Raw genomic sequence first — 8,636 nt, 5'->3', positions numbered from 1 at the left:
TACCGAGCCGGTGGAAGCCCGCGGCGGCCAGTCGCCCTCGCTGGCGCTGGTCTCGCCCGCCCCGTCCAAGGCCCCGGCGAAGAAATCCGCCCCGGCCCGCTCGAAGGCGCGCAAGCCGGTCGGCGACCCCAAGCTGTTCGTGCTCGACACCAATGTGCTGATGCATGACCCGATGTCGCTGTTCCGCTTCGAGGAACATGACATCTATCTGCCGATGATCACGCTCGAGGAGCTGGACGGCCACAAGAAGGGCATGACCGAGGTCGCCCGCAATGTGCGCCAGGTCAGCCGCGACCTGGACGCGCTGGCCGGCAGCCTCAAGTCGAGCACCATCGAGGAGATGTCCAAGGGCCTGCCGCTGGACCAGACCGGTCACCGCGAGGCCGGCGGCAAGCTGTTCTTCCAGACCACGCTGTTCGAGACCCCGCTGCCGCAGGGCCTGCCCCAGGGCAAGGCCGACAACCAGATCCTGGGCGTGGTCCAGGCGCTGAAGCAGCAGCAGCCCGGCCGCGAAGTGGTGCTGGTGTCCAAGGACATCAACATGCGCATCAAGGCCCGCGCACTGGGCCTGCCGGCGGAGGACTACCGCAACGACAAGACGCTGGAAGACTCCGACCTGCTCTACACCGGCGTGCAGGCGTTGCCGGCCGACTTCTGGGAGCGCCATGGCAAGACGATGGAGAGCTGGCAGCAGGGCGGCACCACCTTCTACCGCATCAGCGGTCCGCTGGTGCCCACGCTGCTGGTGAACCAGCTGATCTACCTGGAAGCGCCGGGCGCCGCGCCGCTCTACGCCAAGGTGCAGGAGATCACCGGCAAGACCGCCGTGCTGCGCACGCTGAAGGATTTCGGCCATCAGAAGCACTCGGTCTGGGGCGTGACCGCGCGCAACCGCGAACAGAACTTCGCGCTGAACCTGCTGATGGATCCGGACTGCGACTTCGTGACGCTGACCGGCTCGGCCGGCACCGGCAAGACGCTGATGACGCTGGCCGCCGGCCTGTCGCAGGTGCTCGACGACCGCCGCTACACCGAGATCATCGTCACCCGCGTGACGGTCCCGGTCGGCGAGGACATCGGCTTCCTGCCCGGCACGGAAGAGGAAAAGATGGGCCCGTGGATGGGCGCGCTCGACGACAACCTGGAAGTGCTGGGACGCGGCGAGAGCGGCGCCGGCGAATGGGGCCGCGCGGCCACCAACGACCTGGTGCGCAGCAAGATCAAGATCAAGAGCTTGAACTTCATGCGCGGGCGCACCTTCCTGAACAAGTACGTGATCATCGACGAGGCGCAGAACCTGACGCCCAAGCAGATGAAGACGCTGATCACGCGCGCGGGTCCGGGCACGAAGATCGTCTGCCTGGGCAACCTGGCGCAGATCGACACGCCCTACCTCACCGAGGGCAGCTCCGGCCTGACCTTCGCGGTCGACAAGTTCAAGGGCTGGGCCCACAGCGGCCACGTCACGCTGGCGCGCGGCGAGCGCTCGCGGCTCGCGGACTTCGCCTCCGAGGTGCTCTGACCCTGCACGGGCACCGGGCCTCACGGCCCTCTGCGCTCCCGCAAAGCCACCCCTCGGGGTGGCTTTTTCATGCGCCCTACTCTTCGGGGGTCAGCTTCGACTGCACGGTCTCTTCCGCGGCGCCTTCGTCGCGACGCAGCTGGTAGAAGATGAACGCCGCCAGCGCGGCCATTGCGCCCAGCGCGAGGTAGGTGCCGTGGAAGGCCGGCACGATCGCAGCGCCCTCGGTGCGCGGCAGCCCGTGCGAGAACAGCAGCAGGAAAGCGCTCGAGGTCGCCACGCCCAGGCTCATCGACAGCTGCATCACCACCGCCAGCAGGCTGTTGCCGGGGCTGGCGGTGCGCTCGTCGAGATCGCCCAGCGTCAGCGTGTTCATCGCGGTGAACTGCATGCTGTTGACCATCCCGAACAGGCCGAGGTGGATCGCCAGCCACACATGCCCGACGCCGCGCGGGATCAGCGCGAAGCTGGCGATCAGCACGCCCAGCAGCAGCGTGTTGACGATCAGCACGCGGCGGTAGCCGGCGCGCTTGATCAGGCGGATCGCCAGCGTCTTGGTGAACATCGCGCCCAGCACCGACGGGATCATGGACAGCCCCGCCTCGCTCGGCGAGAAGCCCAGCCCCACCTGCAGGAAGAGCGGCGTCAGGAACGGCGTCGCGCCGCTTCCGAGCCGCGCGAAGACGTTGCCCAACAGCCCGATGCGGAAGGTCGGCACGGCGAAGAGCGCGGGCGTGAAGAGGGGCTCCTCCGTGCGGGTCGCATGCAGCCAGTAGGCCATCATGCAGGCCACGCCGGCGATCAGCATCACGAAGCAGACGGCGACGCTGACCATGTGCTCACCGAAGCCCTGCAGTGCCAGCGACATCAGCATCAGCCCGACGCTGAACAGCCCGTAGCCGCCCCAGTCGAAGCGTTTGCCGATGGGGCCCTTGATCTCCGGCATGAAGCGCCGGCAGGCGAAGGCGCCGGCCAGGCCCACCGGCAGGTTGATCAGGAAGATCCAGTGCCAGCTGACGAACTCCACCAGCACGCCGCCCAGCGTCGGCCCGAGCAGCGGCCCGACCAGGCCCGGCAGGCTGATGAAGGTCATCACCGCGAGGAATTCGGCCTTCGGGAAGGCCCGCAGCACGACCAGCCGTCCGACCGGCACCAGCAGCGCGCCGCCGACGCCCTGCACCACCCGCGACGCGACCAGCACGTGCAGGCTGGGCGACACCGCGCAGGCCAACGAACCCAGGCTGAACAGCCCGATCGCCCACAGGAACACGGTCCGGGTCCCGAATCGGTCCGCCAGCCAGCCCGAGGCGGGGATCAGCAGCGCCACTGTCAGCAGGTAGGCGACGACGGCCGACTGCATCCGCAGCGGGTCCTCGCCGAGGTCGCGCGCCATGCCCGGCAGCGCGGTGTTGAGGATGGTCGTGTCCAGCGTCTGCATGAAGAACGCCAGCGCGACGACCCAGGGCAGCCAGCGGCGCGTGGCGTCGTCGAGGATCGGGCGGCCGAGCACGTCGAGCGGCGTCGTCGAGGAGGAAGGCATGGGCGGCATCCGGCAAGTATCGGACCCCGACGGCGTAGGATGTGCGACCCATGCGCTTCTACGTCTCCGACCTCGACGGCACCCTGCTCGATCCGCAGGCCCGCCTCTCCGACGCCACCCGCGCCGGCCTCACCGAACTGCTGACCGAAGGCCTGGCCTTCACCGTCGCCAGCGCGCGGCACGTGGTGTCCATCGCCCGCATCCTCGAAGGCCTGCCGATCTCATTGCCGGTGGTGTCGTCCAACGGCGCCTACATCAGCGACCTGCGCACCGGCCGGCACGAGCTGGTCAACGCGATGGAGCCGGCGCTCGGCCAGGCGATCTTCGCGCTGGTGCGGCGTCACGGGCTGATGCCCTTCATCGCGACGCACGGTGCCAAGGGCGACCAGCTCTTCTGGCAGGAGGTGCAGAACGAAGGCCAGCAGCGCTTCGTCACCGAGCGCCAGCGCAACGCCGACCCGCGGCTGCGCCAGGTCGACCGCCTGCAGGACCAGCTGGACGATCCGCTGGTCACGCTGCTGGTGGTCGGCCGGGCCGAGCCGCTGGAAGCGCTGCAGGCCGAGATCCTGGCCACCTGCGGCGACCTCGTCACGACGCACCTGGCCGAGGACCTCTACATGCCGGGCTGGCCCTGGCTGAACGTGCACGACCGCCGGGCCAGCAAGGACCAGGCGATCGCCACGCTGGCGCAGCGCTACGCGCTGCACGAGCGCGAGCTCGTCGTCTTCGGCGACCAGGTCAACGACCTGACGATGCTGAAGTCCGCGCATCACGCCATCGCCATGGCCAACGCCAGCGACGACGTGAAGCAGGCCGCGCACCGCATCATCGGTTTCCACCATGAGGACGCCGTGGTGCAGTTCATCCGCGACGACTGGCGGGCGACCTACTTGCGCAAGTAGTCGTAGAACGCGTTGGCGTTGGAGTCGCGGCCGAGGAAGTCGCGCACCAGTGCCGGCGCCGGTTTCTCCGCACCGCGCGACAGCACCGCGTTGCGATAACGACGGCCGACGGCGGCGTCGAGCTTGTCCGCCGCGAACGGCGTGCGCAGGTCCATCGCGACGACCAGGCTCCACAGGTAGCCGTAGTAGCCCGCGCCGTAGCTGCCCGCGATGTGCGCGAAGCGCGACGGGAACATCGTGCCTGGCACGTGGCCCAGCGGCGTATCGCCTTCCATCTTCGCCCACAGCGCCAGCGGGTCCTGGATGGTCGCGCCGTGCAACGCGAGGTCATAACTCGCGTACAGATGCTGGCGGCCGAACTTCGTGCCCTTGGCGAAATCGCGCGCCTCGCGGGCCTTGCCGACGAGCTCGTCCGGCACCGGCTTGCAGGACGGGCAGACCTCGGCCATCAGCTTGAGCACCTTCGGGTCGTAGACCCAGTCCTCGAGCATCTGCGACGGCGCCTCGACGAAGTCGTGCATCACCGCCCACTGCCCCAGCGACACGTCGCGGGTGGTGGAGAGGTTGTTGTGGACCGCGTGGCCGAGCTCATGCAGCAGCGTCTCCAGCTCGTCCAGCGACAGCCCGCCGCGATCGAGGTTGACGACCAGCGCGGCGGCGGGAGCGCGACCCAGGCGCGTGCTGCTCGATCGCAGCGGCCAGACCGCCGCGTGGTTGTACTTGCCGTCGCGCGGGAACGGGTCGACATAGAGCGTGCCCAGCGACCTGCCCGAGGACCCGTCGCGGACGACATAGGCCTTGACGTCGGGATGCCAGAGGCCGGGCACCGACACCGGCGTGTGCGTCACGCCGAGCAGCCGGTCGACGACGCGCAGCGTGAAGGCCAGGCTTTCCGCGGGCGGGAAGTATGGCCGGAAGGCCTCCTGGTCGACGGTGAAGCGCTGCTTGCGGATGCGCTCCGCGTAGTAGACGCCGTCCCATTGCGTCACCGTGGTGGCCTCGACCGCGGTGCCCAGGTGCGCCGCCTTCGCGCGGCGGAGTTCCTCCAGATCGGCGCGTTCGCCCTGCTGGACGGTGCCCTTGACCTCGCGGAGGAAACGCGTCGCCGTCGCCGCGTCCTTCGCCATCTGGCGCCGCAGGTTGAAGTCGACGTAGTTGTCGTAGCCGAACAGGCCGGCGTATTCCTTGCGCAGCGTGATGATCTCGGTGAGCAGCTGGAGGTTGCCCTCGCCGCCCTCGTTGGTCTTGGCGCGCCAGATGCGCTCGCGCGCGGCGCCGCTCTCGGCGGTCTGCATCAGCGCGGTGTAGGTCGGGTTGTCGACGCCGAGCAGATACCGTCCCTGGTCGTCGCGGGGCTTGTCCTTCCAGACGCCGTCGGGCACGCCGCGCAGTTCCTCGGCGGTGAACGCGACACGGATGTTGGCGTCGCGGATGGCTTTCGAGAACTGCTGGTCGAGCGCGGAGAGCCGGTCCAGGATCTCCTTGGCCCGCGCCCGCTTGTCCTTGGACAAGCCGACGCCGCTGTCCTCGAACAGGCCCAGCGCGTTGCGCTTGAGCTCGCGGTCGATCGCATCGGCGGCGGGCGCGGTCTTCAGGCCGCGATAGATCTTCTCGTTCTGCGTCAGCGCGGTCTGGAAATCGGTCCAGCGCAGCGCGCAGGCCTGGGCGGCGTCGCGCACGGACTTGTCGGCGTGCACGTTCTGGACGAAGTCGATCGGGAATCGCGCATCCTCGTGATGGGCGATCACCAGGTCGTAGGCGGCCAGCCAGCCCTTGTCGACCTTGCGCCTGGCCAGTTGGGCGACCTCGGCGTTCAGCGCCTTCAGGCCGGCATCGCAGGCCTGGTCCACGGCCTTGCCGTCGGCGAAGCTGGGGAACGCCGGCGTGGGCAGCGGGGACAGGCTCACCTCAAGTTCGGCGAACGCCGGTGCGCTCATCAGCGCGCAGGCGGCCAGGATCAACGCATGCCTTTGCTTCATCAGGTCGTCCCCTTCATCAGGTCGTGGATCTGTTGCAACGCGGCCGGATCGTCGAGGGTGATCAGGTCGCCGGGATCGCGATGTTCGCAGACGGCCTGGATGGCGCGACGGAGCAGTTTCCCGGAGCGCGTCTTCGGCAGCAGCGCCACGAAGCGCACCCGCGACGGCCTCGCCACCGCGCCCAGGCGCTGGTCGACGCGCTTGAGGATCTCGCCTTCGAGCGCCAGCGCCTCCTGCGGCGTGGCGGCGCGCGCCGGGTCCTTCAGCACCGCGAAGGCCATCGCGACCTGACCCTTGAGTGGATCGGCGACGCCGACCACCGCGACCTCCGCGACCGCCGGATGACCGGCGATGCACTCCTCGATCTCGCGCGTGCCCAGCCGGTGACCGGCGACGTTGATGACGTCGTCGCTGCGCCCGAGGATGAAGTAGTAGCCGTCCTCGTCGCGCAGGGCCCAGTCGAAGGTCGAGTACACCTGCCGGCCCGGCACGCCGTCCCAGTAGGTGCGCACGAAGCGCTCGTCGTCGCGCCAGACGGTCTGCATGCAGCCCGGCGGCAGCGGATAGGCGATCGTGAGCAGGCCCTTCTGGTTGGGCGCCTCCAGCACCTCGCCGGTCCGTTCGTCCAGGAGCTGGACGCGGTAGCCGAACATCGCCACGCCGGGCGAGCCGAACTTCGGCTCAGCCGGCTCGACACCGCGCGCCAGCGTCAGGATGGGCCAGCCGGTCTCGGTCTGCCAGTAGTTGTCGACGATCGGCTTGCCGATGGCATCGGCGATCCAGCGTGCCGTCGGCTCGTCCAGCGGCTCGCCCGCGAGGAACAGCGTGCGCAGCGACGACAGGTCGTGCCGCGTCAGGCAGGCCGGGTCCTGCTTCTTCAGCACACGCACCGCGGTCGGCGCGCTGAACATCAGTGACACGCGGTGGCGCTCGACCAACTGCCACCAGATCGCCGCGTCGGGGCTCACCGGCGTGCCCTCGTACATCAGCGTGGCCATGCCCGCGATCAGCGGGCCGTAGACGATGTAGCTGTGGCCGACCACCCAGCCGATGTCGCTGGTGGAGAAGAAGGTCTCGCCCGGATGACCGTCGTAGATGTGCTTCATGCTCGCGGCCAGCGCGACCGCATAGCCGCCGACGTCGCGCTGCACGCCCTTGGGCCGGCCGGTCGTGCCGCTGGTGTAGAGCGTGTAGCTGATGGCGTCGGACGGCAGCCACTCGCAGGGCACGCGCGCGCCCAGCAGCCGCTCGCGTTGCGCGGCGTAGTCGAGATCGCGGCCTTCCACGCGCTCGAACGCGCTGAGCCCGCGATCGACCATCAGCACCTTCGCCGGCTTGTGCGCGGCCAGGCGGATCGCTTCGTCGAGCAGCGGCTTGTAGGGCACGACCTTGCCGTTGCGGCTGCCCGCATCGGCGCTGATGATGAGCACCGGCTCCGCATCGTCGATGCGGTTGGCCAGCGCATGGCTGGCGAAGCCGCCGAACACCACCGAGTGGATCGCGCCGATCCGCGCGCAGGCCAGCATCGCGAAGGTCGCCTCGGGAATCATCGGCAGATAGATCAGCACGCGGTCGCCGACGCCGACGCCCTGCTCGCGCAGCATCGCGGCCATGGCCTCCACTTCCTCCTGGAGCTGGGCGAAGCTGAACACCCGCTCCTGGCCAACCTCGCTCGACGCCCAGATCAGCGCCGCGTCGTCGGGCCGCGCCGCCGCATGGCGATCGACCGCGTTGTGGCACAGGTTCGTGAGCCCGCCGACGAACCATCGCGCGAACGGCGGTCGGCTCGTGTCGCAGACCTGCTCGAACGGATGCGTCCAGTCGATCAGCCGCGCCTGCTCCGTCCAGAAGCCGTCCGGATCGTCCATCGAACGCCGATACATCGCCGCGTAGCTCTCGGTCATCAGGGTCTCCTTGGATGTTGGTCTCGAATGCGCGAAATCCGCACGGATCCTCGCATCGGCAGCTTTTCTGAAACTTTCGTTCACAGCCTTGCGTCATGGGGCTGTGGTCCAATCCGGGTTTTCCTGGGAAGGGTCTCGTGGCCACGCCCGGACTTTCCCTAGCCAGGCGCGCACCTGCGGGCATTCGCGCTTGACCGGTACGGAGATGGTGCCTAGTCTCCGCGCCCAACACCGATGAGTACTGTTCGTCCTTCCCGCTCCGCTCCCCGACACCTGAAGCTCCAGCGCGCCATGGCCGCACTGGGGCTGATCTGCGTCGTCGCGAGCGGTAGTTGCTGGGCGCAACAGTCGACCTCGTCCACCAACGGGTCGCAGGACAAGTCCAAGGCGGAGGCCAAGGCGGCGCCGGCCAAGGCAGCCGCCAAGCCGGCGGCAAAACCTGCCACCCGGAAGACCGCCGACACGAAGTCCACGACCAAGTCCGCCAAGGACGGCAAGGACGCCAAGTCCTCGAAGCAGGTCGCGGCCAAGGACGCCGGCAAGGACAAGAAGACCAAGGCCGACGAGGACAAGTCTGCGTCGACTGAGATCACTGCGGAGAAGACCGCTTCCGAGAAGGCGAGCATCGACAAGGTCGCTTCGGCCAAGCCGGAAACGAAGACCGCGGACAAGCCCGCGCCGGCGAAGGCCGACGCGAAGCTCGACGCGAAGGTCGCGGACGTCAAGACCGACGTCGCGCCGCCCGCCGGCACGATGATGGGCGCCTACGGCCAGAGCCTGATGCGCTCG

Annotated in this window: 5 protein-coding genes and 1 pseudogene; 3 read left to right on the top strand and 3 right to left on the bottom strand. The window is 68.8% G+C overall.

Annotated features, from left to right (window positions below):
* The coding region (locus VF536_RS18180; RefSeq protein WP_331616270.1) for a PhoH family protein at positions 1-1,522 on the top strand (1,522 nt) is incomplete at its 5' end.
* A 76-nt stretch (positions 1,523-1,598) separates the two neighbouring features.
* Here the strand turns inward: VF536_RS18180 and mdtD are convergent.
* Positions 1,599-3,062: a multidrug transporter subunit MdtD gene (gene mdtD, locus VF536_RS18175; protein ID WP_331616269.1), complete on the bottom strand. Its 1,464-nt coding sequence runs from the start codon at positions 3,060-3,062 to the stop codon at positions 1,599-1,601.
* 50 nt (positions 3,063-3,112) lie between these two features.
* Here mdtD and VF536_RS18170 point away from each other — a divergent pair, with 50 nt between their 5' ends.
* A complete protein-coding gene (locus VF536_RS18170; RefSeq protein WP_331616268.1) occupies positions 3,113-3,964 on the top strand; it encodes an HAD family hydrolase in 852 nt (283 codons plus the stop codon).
* Here VF536_RS18170 and VF536_RS18165 read toward each other — a convergent pair.
* Both VF536_RS18165 and VF536_RS18160 read right to left on the bottom strand, forming a co-directional pair.
* Positions 3,949-5,943, bottom strand: a complete 1,995-nt coding sequence (locus tag VF536_RS18165; RefSeq protein ID WP_331616267.1) for a M3 family metallopeptidase — start codon at positions 5,941-5,943, stop codon at positions 3,949-3,951. The two genes, VF536_RS18170 and VF536_RS18165, sit on opposite strands and share 16 nt — an antisense overlap.
* Positions 5,943-7,895, bottom strand: coding sequence for a propionate--CoA ligase (locus VF536_RS18160; RefSeq protein WP_331616271.1), 1,953 nt, complete (start codon positions 7,893-7,895; stop codon positions 5,943-5,945). Before VF536_RS18160 ends, VF536_RS18165 begins: the two co-directional genes overlap by 1 nt.
* 243 nt (positions 7,896-8,138) lie before the next feature.
* Here VF536_RS18160 and VF536_RS18155 point away from each other — a divergent pair.
* Positions 8,139-8,636 (top strand): annotated as a pseudogene (locus tag VF536_RS18155) (hypothetical protein); the annotation flags it as partial.

It is taken from the genome of Roseateles sp., from assembly GCF_036486225.1.
In the GTDB taxonomy this organism is placed as follows: domain Bacteria; phylum Pseudomonadota; class Gammaproteobacteria; order Burkholderiales; family Burkholderiaceae_C; genus Roseateles.
Note: the sequence above shows the minus strand (reverse complement) of the source record. Positions and strands in the feature narration are given on the sequence as shown.